Below are 16,304 nucleotides of genomic sequence, written 5' to 3'. Positions count from 1 at the left end.
ACCACCGCTGCCACACCGCACTCGGCGGCAAGCCACCGATCAGCCGCGTGAACAACGCTCCGGGTCAATACAGCTAGGACGTGTATCGAAAGTATTTCCGGAGCGGTCGTCAGGCCGCTCCGCTACGGTGCGGCCGTGGCGAACTTTGTGCTCATTGCAGGTGCGCGACTCGGATCGTGGGCGTGGGACGATGTGGTGCCGCATCTGCGTGCGGCCGGCCATGGCGTCCACCCGCTGACGCTGTCCGGTCTCGCTGAGAGGCAAGGTGTGCCGACTGGTGAGCAGACCCACGTACAGGACGTCGTTGATGAGGTCGAGCGCCAGGACATGCGTGAAGTCATTCTGGTAGGTCACAGCTACTCGGGGGTCCCGAGCGGTCAGGCCGCCGGGCGGATCGGCGACCGGCTGGCGCATGTGGTGTTCCTTGACTCCAGTGTTCCGGCCGATGGTGAACCGTTCGTCTCCGCCTGGCCGGACAGCGGGGCGAGGGTGAGGGCATCGATCGCCGAGAACGGAGGATTCTGGCCGGTCGCGCCTGCGGCCCACTTCGAGGGCCACGGTCTCACCGATGAGCAGATCGCACGGATCGTGGGCGGTGCGACGCCGTGCTCGCGGCCGACCGGGCGTCGGCCCGGTAGGCCTCCAGCACCTGTTCCGCGGATTTCGAGTGCGCGAACACCAGGCAGAAGCTGGGTTATTGCGGGTCGGTCACCCAGCGCCATGGCCCCCTCGGCACGGGCCGGCCGGCGCCTTCCCGCTCGACCCACTACCTCGCCCCACCGGACGGGCGCGACGTCGCTGATCAGTGGGCCTGTGAGCTACAGAGCCAAGATTCCCTCGACCTCGCAGACAGGCAAGGTCCACGTCTGATCGATTTCCTTGACCCGCAGCAGCAACGCTTCCCTCAACAAAGCCGCTTCAGAACCACTGTTGGCGGCCAACTGTACTGACAGGCCTACTACTTGGTGGTGTGGCCGGACGCCGAGCCGTGCCGACGGCCAGATCGGCGTATCCGTCGCCGTTGGCTTTGCCGAGCGCGTTGCCACGTGTGCCGTTCAAGGGGGCGGCTGGAGAGATGCTTGCCCGTGCCGGGCTGCTGCAGGCGCGTACCGGCCCCGGCCGCCCGTGTGGCCGGTAGGAGGCTGCAAGGACTGCGGGAGCTTCGGCATCACCGCCAGCCGCTGCGCGGGCTGCCAGTGCTGGCGTGGCGACCCGACCCGCTATCCGTGAGGCCGACCACACCCGAGGTGTCCGGGGTGGATGGGAGGTGGCCGCCGCCCACGCCGACGGCGGCCTGGCGAGAGGGAAGGCTGGAGGCAGCGGGACCGCAGGCGCGTCGGGTCGAAGGCTGGTCGCCGGATATCGGGTGGCGCCGCGCTTTCCCAGCGTGGGAGGCTCGGCGCACACCGAAGGGGTGTAGCTCAGCTGGCCAGAGCGCCGGTCTCCAAAACCGGATGCCGCAGGTTCGACTCCTGTCACCCCTGCTCTACGGCCGGGCCCACCGCCCGGCGCGGCCGGGCGGGTGGCTACCCGGTCCAGGGGAGGTCGTCTTCGCCAGTGCCGTCGAATAGGCGGTGGAACGGCGTGCCTGGCCGTCCGATAGGCCTCCGTCGCGACGCCGAAACCGGCTCAGGGCATCGTCGTCGACGAGGGCGTCGGTGAAGGCCGGGCCGGGCGGGAAGAGCCGGCCGGCGTCCTCGTCCTCCTGGCGCAGTGGGGCGAGGCTGGCGTCCTGGACGCGGGCGGCCCCGTGGCTTCGTGTGTCAGTGGCGTCCCGTGCGGGATCCGGCCGGTACCGGTCGCCGGTGCACCGGTGGACACCGAGATGCCGCCGGCCGGCGGTCGATACAGATCACCGAGCGTGCAGGTCGGGCACCTCCTCCCGGCGCAGGAGCCGGGGGCGCGGCTGGTGATCGCGTCGGCCTCCGGGGTGTCGGCGGCGATGGCGGAGCCCGGGGCACGGAGGAGGGCGTTGCCGCCGACGTGGTCGGAGTGCCAGTGGGTGTTGACGACCAGGTCGACGTTTCCGGCGTATGTGCGGGCCGAGGTGGTGGTTCGCCGGCGTGGCCGACGAACCGGTGTCGACCGGGGCCGGTTGCCGGCCGGGCAGGGGTGTTGGCGTCGGGGAAGGGGCGCTGCCACCGTGCACCGAGGCCGGCCGTGCCCTTGTCAGTGATGGCGCGGGCGAGGCAGCAAGGCGAACGCGCTCTCCGCAATCGAGGTCAGGCGGTCAGGGCTGTGGCCGTACGCGCCTACGACATCGGTCCCGCGGATGATGGTCAGCAGAAGGTACGCGAGGTCGTCGGGATCCGCGTCGGGGTCGATGTCGCCGTTGCGCTGCGCCGCTCGCACACACTCGGCCACCGCCGTCCGGACTACGGAGAAGCAGTCGTTGGCCAGGCGCTGCACCTCGGGGTCGGAGGCGCCGATCTCCAGGGCCATCTTGGCGGCGAAACAGGCCGCCGCCGTCCGGTCAGGGGCGGGGGGTACGTCGGCGGCGAGTGGCACCCCGTGGACGGCGCGGAGCAAGTATGCGTGCAGTCGTTCCAGGGCGCCCTCGTCCGGTCCGTCGAGCATCTTCCGCGGCCCCTGCGCCAGCCGAGCGAAGTAGCCGGTCATCGCCTGCAGCAGCACGCCGTGCTTGCCGTCGAACGCGGCGTAGAGGCTGCCGCGGCCCAGGCCGGTGGCGGCGCTGATGTCGTCGACGCTCGTGCCGTTGTAGCCCGAGGTGCGGAACTGCCGCTCGGCGGCGTGCAGGACGTGGTCGGGGTCGAAGCTTCGTGGTCTGGCCATACACCGAAGGTAAAGCTGACCCACCGTATTTGACAACACAGTACAGAACCGCCTAGGTTTCTGACTGTTCAGTACACAACGGTCCTGAGCTCACCGAACAGGCTGTGTGCACGCCTGGCGCGATCGAGGGCAACCCATGCCTTTGAACCTTTCCGCGCCGCCCGGCGCTGGGACGCCTTCCAGGCCGGCAAGGCACGGTCTGATCCTCACGAACGTCCCAAGCAAACCGGGGCCGGGCTCTCCCCAACAGCCCAAGACGGTCGCCTCCCACATCCCCCGCTTCCTGAACCGCTGCCCCCTCCAACCACCCAGAACTCGAAGGGCTGACCGCACCATGACTGACAAGGAAACGCAGGAGGCCATGGCTGTGGCGACTGCTCCGTACACGAGCGACGCACTGGCCGAGGAGACCGTCGACGCGGTGGTGATCGGCGGGGGCGCCGCAGGGCTGAACGGTGCACTGATCCTCGCCCGCTCCCGCCGCTCGGTCGTCGTGATCGACAGCGGCTCCCCGCGCAACGCACCCGCGGAGGCCATGCACGGCTTCATCGTCCTGGACGGCACCCCGCCGTCCGAGATCCTTCGACGGGGCCGGGAGCAGGTGCGCCAGTACGGCGGACGCGTCGTGTTCGGCGAGGTGGTCTCGGCCGAGTCCGCCGCCCCGTCGGCGGACGGGGACCTGCGGTTCACCGTCACCCTGGCCGACGGCCGCAGCATCACCGCCCGCCGCATCCTGGTGGCCACCGGCCTCACGGATGTGCTGCCACAGGTGCCCGGGCTCGTCGAACACTGGGGGCACAGTGTGGTGCACTGCCCGTACTGCCACGGCTGGGAGATGCGCGACGAGCCCATCGGCATCCTCGCCACCGGCCCGGCCTCCATCGGCCATGCGTATCTGTTCCGCCAGCTGACCGAGGACCTGACCTACTTCACCCACGGCACCGACCTGGACGAGGACAGCCGCGCCCGCTTCGCCGCCCGCGGCATCCGCATCATCGACACCCCGGTCACCGAGGTCGTCAACGACGAGGACGGTGCCCTCGCAGGGGTACGCCTGGCCGACGGCCAGGTCGTGGCCCGCCGCGTCGTCGCGGTCACCCCGCAGATGCAGGCCCGCACCCGGGGCCTGGAAGGTCTGGGCCTGCCGGTGCAGGACCTGCCGAACGACATGGGCCGCGGTTTCGCCTCTGGCATGGCCGGCGCCACCGAGGTGCCGGGTGTGTGGGTGGCCGGCAACGCCACCGATCCGGTCGCCCAGGTCGGGGCCTCCGCAGCGGCCGGCGCACTGGCCGGCGACCACATCAACAGGATGCTGGCCACCGCGGACACCGACGCGGCCCTCGAGGGGATCGCCGGGGCAAGCCCCCACGGGGCCACAGGATGATCTCGAAGCCCTGAGATCTCAGTCCGTCGCCCGCTCCCCTCACGGGCCATGAAGTGATTCCGCTCGTCCGCCTCGTCCCTCTCAGGAGCTACTGATGCCCTTCCTTGCACATACCCCCGTGGAGAAGATGACCGGGCCTTACGCGCGGCGCTGGTGGGCGCTGCTCGTGCTGTGCCTGAGCCTGCTGATCACGGTGATGGCGAACACGTCGCTGATCGTCGCCGCCCCCGACATGACCACCGACCTGGGCCTGAGCAGCAGTGATCTCCAGTGGGTCGTCGACTCCTACACCGTTCCCTACGCGGCGCTGATGCTGGTGCTGGGCGCGATCGGCGACAAGTACAGCCGGCGCGGCGCGCTGGTGCTGGGTCTGCTGATCTTCGCCGGCGGTTCGGTGATGGGGAGCATGGTCGACGAGACCTCACTGGTCATCGTGGCCCGCGCGATCATGGGTGTCGGTGCCGCGGTCGTGATGCCGGCCACGCTGTCCCTGGTGGTCGCGACCTTCCCCCGCAGCGAGCGGGCCAAGGCCATCACCGCCTGGGCCGCGACCTCCGGGGTGGCGGTAGCCGTCGGCCCGCTGGTCTCCGGCTGGCTGCTCGAGGACCACGCCTGGGGCTCGACCTTCCTGATCAACGTGCCGATCGCCGTCCTCGCCGTGTTCGGCGCGCTCGCCCTGGTACCGCCGTCCAAGGCGCAGGGCATGGGCCGGATCGACTATGTCGGTGGTCTGCTGTCGATCGTCACGGTCGGCTCCCTGATCTACGCCGCTATCGAGGGCCCGCACGCCGGCTGGGGCGTCGGACCCGTCACCGCCGCAATGGTCGCCGGTGTCGGTCTGGTCGCCTTCGTCGCCTGGGAGCTGCGGCACCCGCACCCGATGCTGGACGTCCGGAAGTTCGCGCTGCGGCCCTTCACCGGCTCGATGCTCGCGGTGATGTTCTTCTTCTTCGGCATGTTCGCCGTGATCTACTACTCGACGCAGTTCCTGCAGTTCGTCCTCGGCTACGGCGCCCTGGACACGGGTGTACGGCTGCTCCCGCTGGGCGGTGCGGTGTTCCTCGGGTCCGCGGTGACCGGGGTGCTCGCCCCGAGGCTGGGGGTGCGGGTGATGGCCGTGACCGGCATGGCCGTCGGCACGGCGGGCATGTTCCTGCTCACCCAGATCGACCAGGGGTCGACGTACGGGGACTTCCTGGCGCCGCTGATGATGCTGGGCCTCGCGCTCGGACTGGCCATCTCCCCGGCGACCGACACGATCATGGGCTCCTTCCCCGAGTCCGAGCTGGGCGTCGGCGGCGGTGTCAACGACACCGCGCTCGAGCTGGGCGGGGCGCTGGGCATCGCGGTGCTGGGCTCGCTGCTGGGCACGGCCTACCGCGACGAGCTGACCGACCTGGTGGCCAACCGGCTCCCGGCGGAGGCGATGGAGACCGCCAAGGACTCGGTCGGCGCCGGCCTGGCCGTCGCGGAGCGGGTGGCACAAAATCCCTCCGCCGGGCCCCAGCAGGCCCAGGCCGCCGTGGACGCCGTCCACCAGGCATTCGCCCACGGAGTCGCCCAGACCAGCCTTATCGGCGGGATCATCATGGCCGCCGGAACACTGATCGTCCTCGCGGTCCTGCCGGGCCGGCGCGGCTTCGTGAAACAGAGCGCCGAGCCGGAGGCGGGGACGACGGCGAGCGAGGCGGCGACTGCGCGGGAGCACACCGGGGCCACCCACTAGGCCGTGCACCGAAAGTGGATGTCGAGCATCGCGTCGGCGACCTCGCCGACGGCCGCGTCGGGGATCGCCGTGGCGGCCTCGTCGAGGACGAGCAGCCGTGCCCCGGGAACGGCGCGCGCGATGGCCTCGCCGTTGCCGACGGGGAAGAACCGGTTGCGGCGCCCGTGGACGACCAGCGTGGGCAGCCCGATCCCGGGCAGGCGTTCCCGCCAGCGCGGGGTGCAGTCGAGTGCGGCGAACACGATGCCCATCTGGTTCGCCATCTGCACGGCAGGTGAGGTGCCGGGCGTGCGGTCCCAGACGCGTGCGGCGACGGCGCGTGCGGCGGCGGGATCGTCGCCGAGGATCTCCGCGCCGGCGGCGACGAAGCCCGCCACCGCCGCGCGGTCGGTCCAGTCGGGCATCCCCCGCGCGAACAGCCGGCCCATCGTCGCCCCGTCGTGGTCGGGGAGGTCGTCGTCGGGCGGGCCGGGGGCGACCGCGCGGGTGCCGACCAGGGTGAGCGCCGAGAAGGCGCCGGGGTGGTCGAGCGCGGCCACCTGGGCGACCATCCCGCCGACGCCGATCCCCGCGAGGTGCGCGGGCGCCCCACCGAGTGCGACGGCGAGGGCGGCCGCGTCGGCGGCGAGATCGCGCAGGGTGTAGGCGGGCGCCCGCGGATCCGCCGTGGTCGACTCCCCGCTGTCGCGCAGGTCGTAGCGCACCGCACGCCGCCCGCCGGCGGCGAGGCGTTCGCACAGCGCGTCGGGCCAGGAGAGCATCGTCGTTCCGCCCACGAGCAGGACGAGCGGCGCGTCGTCGGCACCGAACGACTCGACGCCCAGGGCGACTCCGCCCACGTCGACCGTGGTCATCGGATCACCCGCCGTGGGACAGGAGCGGGTACGGCGGTGAGACCCGGGCGTGCCGGATCGCGCCGCAGGTTCCCGGAGCGGCGCCCGGGTGTGTGAGGGAGAGCTGGAGTCATGCCGGGGCAGACCCCGTCCGCCGCCCGAACTCATCGCCGCGCGGCCTGGTCACGGTGCCCCGGGCCCGCGCTGCCGCTCCTGGTGCAGCACCTCGTCGAGGTCGCCGAGCCGGTCCAGGCCCTGCACCGCGCGCCGCATCCGGGGGTTGCCGGACAGGCGCTGCCGGTGCCGGTGCAGGAAGGCCCAGTACCCGGCCGTGTACGGGCACGCGCGCGGCCCGGTGCGGTCGGCCGGCCGGAAGGCGCACCCGCCGCACAGGTCGCTCATACGGTGGATGTAGGCGCCTCCGGAGGTGTACGGCTTGGTGGTCATCCGGCCGCCGTCCGCGTACTGGGACATGCCGACCACGTTGGGCAGCATCACCCAGTCGTAGCCGTCGACGAAGCAGCGGTGGAACCAGTCGGTGACGGCGGCCGGGTCCCAGCCGCGCTGCAGGGCGTGACTGCCCAGCACCATCAGGCGCGGGATGTGGTGCGTCCACCCGGTGTCACGGACCTGGGCGAGCACGGCGGACAGGCAGCGGGCGGTGACCGCGTCCGCGTCGAGTTCGGTGAAGTAGGCCGGCAGCTCACCCGTGTGCCCGAGCGCGTTGCCGTGCCGGTAGTCCTCGCCGAAGTGCCAGTACAGCTGCCAGACGTACTCCCGCCAGCCGGCGACCTGCCGGACGAATCCCTCGGCGCTGTTGACCGGGACGGCGCCCTCCCGCCAGGCGCGCTCGGCATGCTCCGCGCACTCGGCCGGGTGCAGCAGACCCAGGTTCATCGAGGACGACAGCAGACTGTGGGCCATCACCGGGTCGCCGGACAGCATCGCGTCCTCGTACGGCCCGAAGGAGGCCAGCCGGTGCGCCACGAAACGGCGCAGCGCGGACACTGCCTCGCGCCGGGTGGCGGGGAAGCGGCGGGGGCCGTCCCGGCCGACGAACCGCACCCCGTCCTCGCGCTCCCACCGGTCGAGGTCCTCGCGCACCCCGGCGTCGATGTCGTCCTCCCGCGGCCGGTACGGCCCCGGCACGTCCAGCGCGGTGGCTCCCCGAGGCGGCGGCTCGCGGTTGTCGTGGTCGTGGTTGAAGCGGCCACCGGCCGGACGGCCGCCGTCCATCAGCAGGTCGTGCCGCTCGCGCACCCAGTGGTAGAAGTTCTCCTGCAGCAGCCGCCGCCCGCCGAGCGAGCCGGCCCAGTCGGCGAACTCCTCGTGTGCCACCAGGAATCCGCGGGCGGGCAGCACCCGCACCCGGGGCAGGGAGCGCACCAGCCGCAGCGCCGCGTACGAGGTGGGGTGGCACACGGTCACGTCCGCGTCGCCCACCGCGCGGCGCAGACCCTCGCGGTAGGTCTCCGTCCGCACGTAGGTCACCCGCTCACCCAGCTCCGCCGCGCGGTGCCGCATCGCCGAGAGCACCAGATGGGCCTTGGCCCGGTGGAAGCGCCTGCGCCGGAAGACCGACCGGGCCTCGATCATCACCACGGGCGCCCCGCGGCCGGGGCCCTGCCCACCGGCGGGGGTGAGGAAGTGCGGGCCGAGCTGGTCGCCGAACAGCCAGTGCGGGGTGCTCATGGCAGAAAGCCTTCCGTCGAGGGCGGCACCTGCGTACCGGCGCCGGGGAATTCGCCCGCCGGAGCGATCCGGATGCGGCCGATCGCCTCACGTCCCGGTGGCCGCGGCGGTGAGCGGAAGCGGCCCGCCGAGGACGTCCGGGCTTCTCCCCGGGCCGTACGGCCCCTGCGGGGCGGCACCTCGGCGGGGTGAGGCTGCGCGGAGGAACAGACCCGCCCGGCACCGGAGGTGCGCACCATGGCTCGTCACATCGTCGCCGCGGTCGACGGATCCCCGCGGAGTCCGGCCGCCGCCCGCTGGGCGGCCGAGGAGGCCCGGCGCCGCGGTCTCCCGCTGCGGCTCGTCCACGGGTGGGAGTGGAGGCCGTGCCCCGCCGCGTCCGTACCGATGGACACCAGCCAGCAGGCGTGGGCGGTGCGGACACTGCGCCGTGCCGCCGACAGCGTCCGCGCCGCCCACCCCCAAACGGCCCTCACCGAACACCTCGTCAGGTCCGACTCGGTCGTGGGCGCCCTCGCCGAGGCGGCCGCGGACGCGGAGCTGACCGTGCTCGGCTCCCGGGGGCTCGGGGGACTGGCCGGGTTCGTGCTCGGCTCGGTCTCCCAGCGGGTCGTCGCCCGGTCACCGCGTCCCGTGGTGCTGGTCCGCGCCGGTGTGACCTCGTCCGGCGCACACCTTCCCGCCGCCGACGGGATCTCGCCCGAGGAGATCCCGGACACGCCCTACCGGGACGTGGTCCTTGGCCTGGACACGCGCCACCCCTGCGACGAACTCATCGCGTTCGCCTTCGAGTCGGCGGCGCGGCGCCGGCGCGGCGCCACGCCGCACGCCGTCCACGTCCTCGGTGCTCCCGCCCGGCACCTCGCCGACGGCCCGGGGCAGCGCTGCCCGCGCCGGCGCTGCTCGCGCAGCAGGAACACACCGTCGTCGCCACGCTGCGCCCGTGGTGCGAGAAGTACCCGGAGGTTCCGGTCGTCGAGACCGTGGTCGAGGGCCGGGTCGCCCCCGAACTGGTGCGCGCGGCGAGCGGTGCGTCCCTGGCCGTCGTGGGCCGGCGGAACCGTGGCGCCCACCCGGGCACCCACGTCGGACCGGTGACGCACGCCGTGCTGCACCACGTCGCCTGCCCGGTCGCCGTCGTCCCGCACGACTGACCCGGCGCAGGTCGCCGAGGTCGCGCGGGCGGCGGCGCACCGACGAGGTGGGGCCGCGACCGGGCCGCGACGGTGCGCCGTAGGATCGTCCGGCCCCGCACCCGCAAGGAGATCCCGTCCGGTGACCGCCGTCCTTCCCCCGCCCCGCCCCGCCGTCCCCGGGCTGCTGCGCGTGCAGCACCTCACCCGCGTCGAGGACGGTGAGCGGCTGCACGGACTTCTGTGGCGGGCGGGCGACGACTGGCGGATGGTCAGCAGCGCGGTGCTCGGCGGCGGGATCGGGGAACGCGCGTGGGTCCTCAACGCGCAGGTGTCGCACGGGTACCGGCGCACCGACCCGGAACGGCACCTGGCCGAGCTGGCCGGGGAGGCCGGCGCCCGCGGGGCGGGGGTCGGGCTGATGACGGCCGCCGACGTCCGGGCGTACGGACTCGCCTGCGACGGCGGCACGGAGGCGGTCGCCACCGCGGGGCTCGGCGTGCGGGGCTGGGCCGCCTCTCCCGCCGAGGGCACGCTCGCGCCCCCAGGGCCGGGCACCGTGAACATCGTCGTCGCGCTCCCCGTGGCGCTGACCGACGCGGCCCTGGTCAACGCGGTCGCCACCGCCACGGAGGCCAAGGTCCAGGCGCTGCTGGAGGCGGGCTACGACTGTTCCGGCACCCCCACCGACGCCGTGTGCGTCGCCGCGCGCACGGGGCCCGGCCACGAGGCCCACGCCTTCGCCGGCCCTCGCTCCCTGTGGGGCTCCCGCCTGGCCCGGGCCGTCCACCGGGCGGTGCGCGGCGCCGCGTCCCGCGCCCGCTGACGCCGCTCACGGACGCGCTCGCTCAGCCCGCCCCGGCGCATGCCTCCGCCTCCGCCAGGTAGCGCGCCACCGGCCCCAGGGTGAGCATCCCGCAGGCGGCGCCCGCGTGTTCCGCACGGGCCTCGCGCAGGGCGGCGGCGGCGCGTGCGGCGGTGCCGGACTCGCCCAGGCGCACGGCGGCCCGCGCGGTCAGGCACCACAGGGCCTCCTGCAGGTGGTCACGCGGCGGCTCGGGCACCGCGGCGAGGGCGGCCCGGGCCTGCTCGTCCCGCTGCCGGGCGAGCAGCAGGTGCGGACGGGCCCACGGCAGGTACGGGCCCCAGTCGAGGTGCGGATCGGTGGGCGCGTGCCGGTCGTGCAGCAGGCGCAACCCCAGCAGGGCGAGCGGGAACAGGCCGCGGTGCAGCCCCGGCATGCCGGCGGTCGCGAGGGCGTCCTCGGCGGCGCGGTAGTGCGCCGCGGCCGTGGCCGCGGTGGGCCCGCCCGGTTCCGTGCTGCGTGCGGCCGTCGCCCTGGCCCGGAACCACCGGGTGAGGACGGGGACGAGCGGGGCCTCCGTGCCGGCGGCGAGCCGTTCGGCGGCCTCGGCGTGTGCGCTCGCGGCGTCGAGGTCGCCGAGCGCCGAGGCGGACTGCAGGCGCACCAGCCGGCCCAGTACGGCGAAGGTGGGCAACGCGTGCCGGGTGGCCACATCGAGGATCTCGGCGCCGATACCGTCCCGTACCGACGCGAGGCCGGGACGGGTGAAGGACTGCAGGAACAGCCCGTTGAGGGCGAACGCCAGCAGGGCGGGGTCGGCCAGTTCCCGGGCCAGCGCCTCCGCCCGCCGGGCCGCCCGCCGGGCGTGGTCCAGCTCCGCTCCCGACAGATCGGCGCTGCGGCTCTCGACGGCGACCGTCGCCAGGAGACGGGCCGCCAGGTCGGTGGGGCAGCCGGGGCCGAGCGCGGTGAGCGTACGCTCGGCGGCCGCGACGACGGCCCTTGACTGCTCCGGGTCGTCGGCCCGGCTCCACAGGGCCGGCACGTCGTAGGCGCCGATGATCCGGGCGGTGAGGAACAGGTCTCCGGTGCGTTCCGCCGCCTCGACGGCGGCGAGGCGGTCGCGCCGGGAGTGGACCAGGGCGTCGCCACCCGCCAGGGCGAGGGTGCGCGCCAGGTCGACGGTGGTGCGCGGGCCGAGCCGGACACCGGGGCCGGTCCATGACGTCCGCGCCTCGGGGCCGGGCACGGTTCCGTTGAGGATGTCGGTCTCCAGGCGCCTGAGTTCCGCACCGGGGTCGAGGCCGAGCCGGCCGACGAGCATCGCGCGGGCACGGCGCAGCGTGGCCAGCGCGTCGGCCTGGCGGCCCGCGCTGTGCAGGGCGCGGGCCAGCAGCCCCCAGGCCGGCTCCCGCCACGGGTGCTCGGCGACGTGGGCACCCAGTTCGGCGACGAGGCCGGCCCCTTCGCCGGAGTCGAGGAGGACGCGGGCGCGCAGTTCCACCGCCTCCAGCCTCAGCTCCTCCAGCCGGGTCCGTTCGCGCTGCGCCCAGGCGGATCCCGTCACCTCCGCGTAGGCGGGCCCGCGCCAGGACGCGAGGACACCGTCGAGGCCGGTCACCGCGCCGGAGTCGCGCCGGGCCCGCGCCAGGGCGTCCTGGAACCGGTGCACGTCCACGTCCTCCCGCGGCAGGCGCAGCGCGTAACCGGGGCCCTCGGTGACCAGGACCCGGGGCGGGACGCGGGGCGGGCGGTCGGGTTCGAGGGCCCGGCGCAGCGCGGCGACGAAAGTGCGCACGGCACCCACGGCACGGGCCGGCGGATCGGTCCACAGGTCGTCGACCAGGGTGTCGGTCGTGACCATCCGTCCCTCGGCGGCGACGAGCCGCGCGAGCACCTCGCGATGACGGGGTCCGCCCAGGTCGACCGGACTGCCGTCGTCGTGGAAGGCCCGCACGGCACCGAGCACGTCGATTCGCATGCCCCCATCCTCCGTGCCGGGCAGGGGCCCCGCCGCACGGCACTGATCGGCTGCTGATCGACGTCGCACAGGCTGACCGGGTCGGCACCGCACCGGCGGGACCGGAAAGGCCGCGAGGCCGGCGCATCCGGCGAGATCAGAAAGAAGGCCCTCCCATGACCCTCATCCTTCCCGGCTTCGACCACGTCCGCCTGCCCGGCGCGGACGGTGTGGAGCTCGCCACCGCCGTGGGCGGCAGCGGCAGCCCGGTCGTGCTGCTGCACGGCTTCCCGCAGACCCATCTGATGTGGCGGCACGTCGCCGAACGGCTCGTCGCGGAGCACACGGTGATCTGCCCCGACCTGCGCGGCTACGGCGCCAGCGACAAACCCGAGGCCACCGGCCCCGAGGTGTACGCCAAGCGCACCATGGCCGCCGACATCGTGAACCTGGCGGCGGCCCTCGGCCACGAACACTTCGCCCTGGTCGGCCACGACCGGGGCGCCCTGGTCGCCTTCCGGGCGGGGCTCGACCACCCGGAGACCCTCACGCACCTGGGCATCCTGGACGTCGTGCCGACGCTCGACATGTGGAACGTCCTGCACGGCGCCCCGGCGGCGGTCGGCTACCACCTGTTCCTCATGGCGCAGCCGCCGGGCCTGCCCGAGGAGATGATCTCCCGCAGCGCCGACGCGTTCTTCGGCTCGTTCCTCGACACCTGGGCAGGTGACCCGGCCGCCCTGCCGCGGGAGATCCGTGCCGAGTACCTGCGGGCGAGCGCCGCAGCGGTGACGTCCATCGTCGCCGACTACCGGGCCTCGGCCGGCATCGACATCGCCCACGATCAGGCCGACCTCGACGCCGGTTCGCAGCTGGCCATGCCCGTGACGGTGATCCAGCACGACTGGGGCGCCCGGCTCGGCTACGACGCCGCCGGAGTGTGGCAGGCCTGGGCCCCCGACCTGGACCACCGCCTGACCCGGGCCGGCCACTTCATGGCCGAGGAGGCACCCGACGAGATCACGGCGGCGATCCGGGACCTGCTGGCCCGGTGAACGGCACCGGCGGGCAGCGCGTCCCGTCGACGGCGCAACGGTCGTCTCCCCGGCGGCGGACTCCACCGCGGAGCGGCCCCGGTGTGCTGTCACCGAAGGTGCATGGCGGCGGGCCTCGACGACCTCGGCGGTCATCACCTCGCCGACGATCCGGGGCATCATGCTCACTTCCTCTCCGCGCACGTCCGGGGCCGCCGGTCCGTCACCTGCTGTCACCGGTGTGGGCCGGGGCGAGAGCGGCCCGCCCGGCCTCCAGGCGCGCGACCGGCACGCGGAACGGCGAGCAGGAGACGTAGTCGAGCCCGGCGGCGTGGAAGAAGTGCACGGACGCCGGATCTCCGCCGTGCTCGCCGCACACGCCGATCTTCAGGCCGGGCCGGGCGGCGCGGCCCTCGGCGACGGCGATCTCCACCAGGCGCCCCACGCCGTCACGGTCGATCGTCTCGAACGGGGACACCGCGAAGATGCCCTTGTCGAGGTAGGCGGAGAAGAACGCCGCCTCGACGTCGTCGCGGGAGAAGCCCCACGTGGTCTGGGTGAGGTCGTTGGTGCCGAAGGAGAAGAACTGCGCCTCCTCGGCGATCCGGCCCGCCGTCAGGGCGGCCCGGGGCAGCTCGATCATCGTGCCGACCGGGCAGTCGACGGTGACACCGGACTCCCGCGAGACGTCGGCCAGGACCTGCCGCACCTCCTCGCCCACCAGCCGCAGCTCCTCCACCGTGTCGATGAGCGGCACCATGATCTCCGCACGCGGATCCCCGCCCGCCCGCCTGCGCTCGACGACCGCCTCGGCGACCGCCCGCACCTGCATGGCGACCAGCCCCGGCGCCACCAGCCCCAGACGCACACCGCGCAGACCCAGCATCGGGTTCTCCTCGTGCATGCGGTTCACCGCGTCCAGCAGCTCGGCGTCGTGCGCGCCGGGCGGGTTGCCGTGGGCCTCGGCGGCGGCGAGCCGCACGGCGAGTTCGGTGCGGTCGGGCAGGAACTCGTGCAGCGGCGGATCCAGCAGCCGGATGGTGACCGGCAGGCCGTCCATCGCTTCCAGGATCCCGGCGAAGTCCCGCCGCTGCAGCGGCAGCAGCGCCTCCAGCGCCCGGGTCCGCCCGGCGTCGGTACGGGCCAGGATCATCGCCTCGACGAGCTGTCTGCGGTCGCCGAGGAACATGTGCTCGGTACGGCACAGCCCGATGCCCTCGGCGCCGAACCGGCGGGCACGGGCGGCGTCCTCGGGGGTGTCGGCGTTCGCCCGGACCCCCAGCCGCCGCGTCCCGTCCGCGCGCCGCAGGGCCCCGGCCACCGCCTCGACCAGCCCCGGCGTGACGGCGCCGGTCTCGAAGTACCGCATCACCGCCGAGTCGACGAGCGGCACCGCGCCCAGGTGGACCGCGCCCTCGGTGCCGTCCACGGAGACGACGGTGCCCTCCTCGACGGTGGCGCCTCCCGCGGTGAAGCGGCGCCCCTGCGGATCGACGGTGATCTCCTCCGCGCCGCACACGCACACCTTGCCCATGCCGCGGGCGACGACGGCCGCGTGGCTGGTCTTGCCGCCGCGGCTGGTCAGGACGGCCTCGGCGGCGACCATGCCGGGCAGGTCGTCGGGGGTGGTCTCCTGCCGGACGAGGACGACCTGCTGCCCGGCGGCGGCCCGGCGGACCGCCTCGGCGGAGTCGAACACCACGGCACCGACGGCGGCACCCGGCGAGGCCGGGATGCCGTGCGCGAGCGCCTCGCCCACCGCCGTGGTGTCGAACCTCGGGAACATCAGCCGGGCCAGCCCGTCCCCGCTCACGCGGGCCAGGGCCTCGTCCGGGCCGATCAGGCCCTCCTCGGTCAGCTCGGCGGCGATCGCGAACGCCGCCTCGGCCGTCCGCTTGCCCACCCGGGTCTGCAGCATCCACAGCCGGCCGCGCTCGATGGTGAACTCGATGTCGCACAGGTCCCGGTAATGGTCCTCGAGCGCCCGCATGTGGTCCCGCAACTGCGCGTACGACGCCGGGTCCAGACGCTCCAGCTCCGTCAGCGGGACGGTGTTGCGCACGCCCGCGACGACGTCCTCGCCCTGCGCGTTGGGCAGGTAGTCCCCGTACAGGCCCGGCTGCCCGGTGGCCGGGTCGCGGGTGAAGGCGACGCCGCTGCCGGAGTCGGGGCCGAGATTGCCGAACACCATGGTCTGCACGTTGACGGCGGTGCCCAGGTCGTCCGGGATGTGCTCGCGGCGCCGGTACAGGCGGGCCCGCTCGCCGTTCCAGGACTCGAAGACGGCGAGGACCGCGCGGCGCAGCTGCTCGGCGGGGGACTGCGGGAAGTACCGGCCCGTCTCCTGCCGGATCAGCTCCTTGTACGCCTCGACGAGCCCGGCCAGGTCGGCGGCCTCCAGACCGAGGTCGTCGTCGACCCCGCGGGCCGCCTTGAGCCGGGTCATGGTGTCCTCGAACAGGGCGCTGTCGACGCCCATCACGGTGCTGCCGAACATCTGCACGAGACGGCGGTAGGAGTCCCAGGCGAAGCGGTCGCTCCCGGAGGACTTCGCCAGGCCCAGGACGGACTCGTCGGTCAGGCCGATGTCGAGGATCGTCTCCATCATGCCGGGCATGGAGAAGCGGGCCCCGGAGCGCACGGACAGCAGCAGCGGATCGTCCGGCTGCCCCAGCCGGCGGCCGGCGGCCTCCTCCAGGGCGGTCAGGTGATCGGAGATCTCCCGGACCAGACCGGCCGGCTCGGACCCGGTGGCCAGGAAGGCCCGGCAGGCCTCGGTGGTGACGGTGAAGCCGGGCGGCACCGGCAGGCCCATCCGGGTCATCTCGGCCAGGTTGGCGCCCTTGCCACCGAGCAGGCCGGCCAGGTCACGGCCGCCCTCGGTGAACGCGTACACGTAACGGACCATGTCGGTGCTCTTCCTTCCGGTGCTCCGGGGAGGCGG

Annotated in this window: 12 protein-coding genes, 1 tRNA gene and 1 pseudogene; 8 read left to right on the top strand and 6 right to left on the bottom strand. The window is 73.8% G+C overall.

Annotation, left to right across the window (positions count from 1 at the left end; all coding sequences use genetic code 11):
* Window positions 1-135: 135 nt before the first annotated feature.
* A complete protein-coding gene (locus tag ACPXCS_RS21210; protein ID WP_425947936.1) occupies window positions 136-870 on the top strand; it encodes an alpha/beta fold hydrolase in 735 nt (244 codons plus the stop codon).
* Between the two features lie 540 nt (window positions 871-1,410).
* Window positions 1,411-1,484: transfer RNA gene (locus tag ACPXCS_RS21205), tRNA-Trp, on the top strand.
* A 145-nt stretch (window positions 1,485-1,629) separates the two neighbouring features.
* On the opposite strand, the gene ACPXCS_RS21200 is transcribed toward ACPXCS_RS21205, so the two are convergent.
* Both ACPXCS_RS21200 and ACPXCS_RS21195 read right to left on the bottom strand, forming a co-directional pair.
* Complete coding sequence (locus tag ACPXCS_RS21200) at window positions 1,630-2,142, bottom strand: MBL fold metallo-hydrolase (protein ID WP_425947937.1); 513 nt, start codon at window positions 2,140-2,142, stop codon at window positions 1,630-1,632.
* 27 nt (window positions 2,143-2,169) lie between these two features.
* Window positions 2,170-2,793: a TetR/AcrR family transcriptional regulator gene (locus tag ACPXCS_RS21195; RefSeq protein ID WP_425947939.1), complete on the bottom strand. Its 624-nt coding sequence runs from the start codon at window positions 2,791-2,793 to the stop codon at window positions 2,170-2,172.
* Between the two features lie 361 nt (window positions 2,794-3,154).
* Between ACPXCS_RS21195 and ACPXCS_RS21190 the strand changes: the two genes are divergently transcribed.
* The gene (locus tag ACPXCS_RS21190; RefSeq protein WP_425948233.1) at window positions 3,155-4,177 is read left to right on the top strand and encodes an NAD(P)/FAD-dependent oxidoreductase; all 1,023 of its coding nucleotides are present in this window, start codon (window positions 3,155-3,157) and stop codon (window positions 4,175-4,177) included.
* 94 nt (window positions 4,178-4,271) lie between these two features.
* Window positions 4,272-5,903: an MFS transporter gene (locus ACPXCS_RS21185; protein WP_425947941.1), complete on the top strand. Its 1,632-nt coding sequence runs from the start codon at window positions 4,272-4,274 to the stop codon at window positions 5,901-5,903.
* Here ACPXCS_RS21185 and ACPXCS_RS21180 read toward each other — a convergent pair.
* Together ACPXCS_RS21180 and ACPXCS_RS21175 are read right to left on the bottom strand one after the other, a co-directional pair.
* Window positions 5,900-6,757, bottom strand: a complete 858-nt coding sequence (locus ACPXCS_RS21180; protein WP_425947943.1) for an alpha/beta fold hydrolase — start codon at window positions 6,755-6,757, stop codon at window positions 5,900-5,902. The two genes, ACPXCS_RS21185 and ACPXCS_RS21180, sit on opposite strands and share 4 nt — an antisense overlap.
* A 162-nt stretch (window positions 6,758-6,919) precedes the next feature.
* Window positions 6,920-8,428 carry a cryptochrome/photolyase family protein gene (locus tag ACPXCS_RS21175; protein ID WP_425947944.1) on the bottom strand — a complete coding sequence of 503 codons (1,509 nt, stop codon included), beginning with the start codon at window positions 8,426-8,428 and terminating at the stop codon, window positions 6,920-6,922.
* A 237-nt stretch (window positions 8,429-8,665) separates the two neighbouring features.
* Between ACPXCS_RS21175 and ACPXCS_RS21170 the strand changes: the two are divergent.
* The 3 genes and pseudogenes from ACPXCS_RS21170 to ACPXCS_RS21160 form a co-directional block, all read left to right on the top strand.
* Window positions 8,666-9,016 (top strand): annotated as a pseudogene (locus tag ACPXCS_RS21170) (universal stress protein); the annotation flags it as partial.
* A 395-nt stretch (window positions 9,017-9,411) separates the two neighbouring features.
* Window positions 9,412-9,582 (top strand): universal stress protein, encoded by a 171-nt coding sequence (locus ACPXCS_RS21165; RefSeq protein WP_425947946.1) that lies wholly within the window; start codon window positions 9,412-9,414, stop codon window positions 9,580-9,582.
* Window positions 9,583-9,703: 121 nt separating this feature from the next.
* Window positions 9,704-10,387, top strand: a complete 684-nt coding sequence (locus ACPXCS_RS21160; RefSeq protein WP_425947948.1) for an adenosylcobinamide amidohydrolase — start codon at window positions 9,704-9,706, stop codon at window positions 10,385-10,387.
* A 22-nt stretch (window positions 10,388-10,409) separates the two neighbouring features.
* On the opposite strand, the gene ACPXCS_RS21155 is transcribed toward ACPXCS_RS21160, so the two are convergent.
* On the bottom strand, window positions 10,410-12,347 hold the full coding sequence (locus ACPXCS_RS21155) for a BTAD domain-containing putative transcriptional regulator (RefSeq protein WP_425947950.1): 1,938 nt from the start codon (window positions 12,345-12,347) through the stop codon (window positions 10,410-10,412).
* A gap of 155 nt (window positions 12,348-12,502) precedes the next feature.
* On the opposite strand from ACPXCS_RS21155, the gene ACPXCS_RS21150 reads away from it, so the two are divergent.
* Window positions 12,503-13,381: an alpha/beta fold hydrolase gene (locus ACPXCS_RS21150; RefSeq protein ID WP_425947952.1), complete on the top strand. Its 879-nt coding sequence runs from the start codon at window positions 12,503-12,505 to the stop codon at window positions 13,379-13,381.
* A gap of 202 nt (window positions 13,382-13,583) precedes the next feature.
* On the opposite strand, the gene ppdK is transcribed toward ACPXCS_RS21150, so the two are convergent.
* The gene (gene ppdK, locus ACPXCS_RS21145; protein ID WP_425947953.1) at window positions 13,584-16,268 is read right to left on the bottom strand and encodes a pyruvate, phosphate dikinase; all 2,685 of its coding nucleotides are present in this window, start codon (window positions 16,266-16,268) and stop codon (window positions 13,584-13,586) included.
* Window positions 16,269-16,304 lie beyond the last annotated feature (36 nt).

It is taken from the genome of Streptomyces sp. DT190, assembly GCF_049846985.1.
GTDB lineage: Bacteria > Actinomycetota > Actinomycetes > Streptomycetales > Streptomycetaceae > Streptomyces.
Note: the sequence above shows the minus strand (reverse complement) of the source record. Positions and strands in the feature narration are given on the sequence as shown.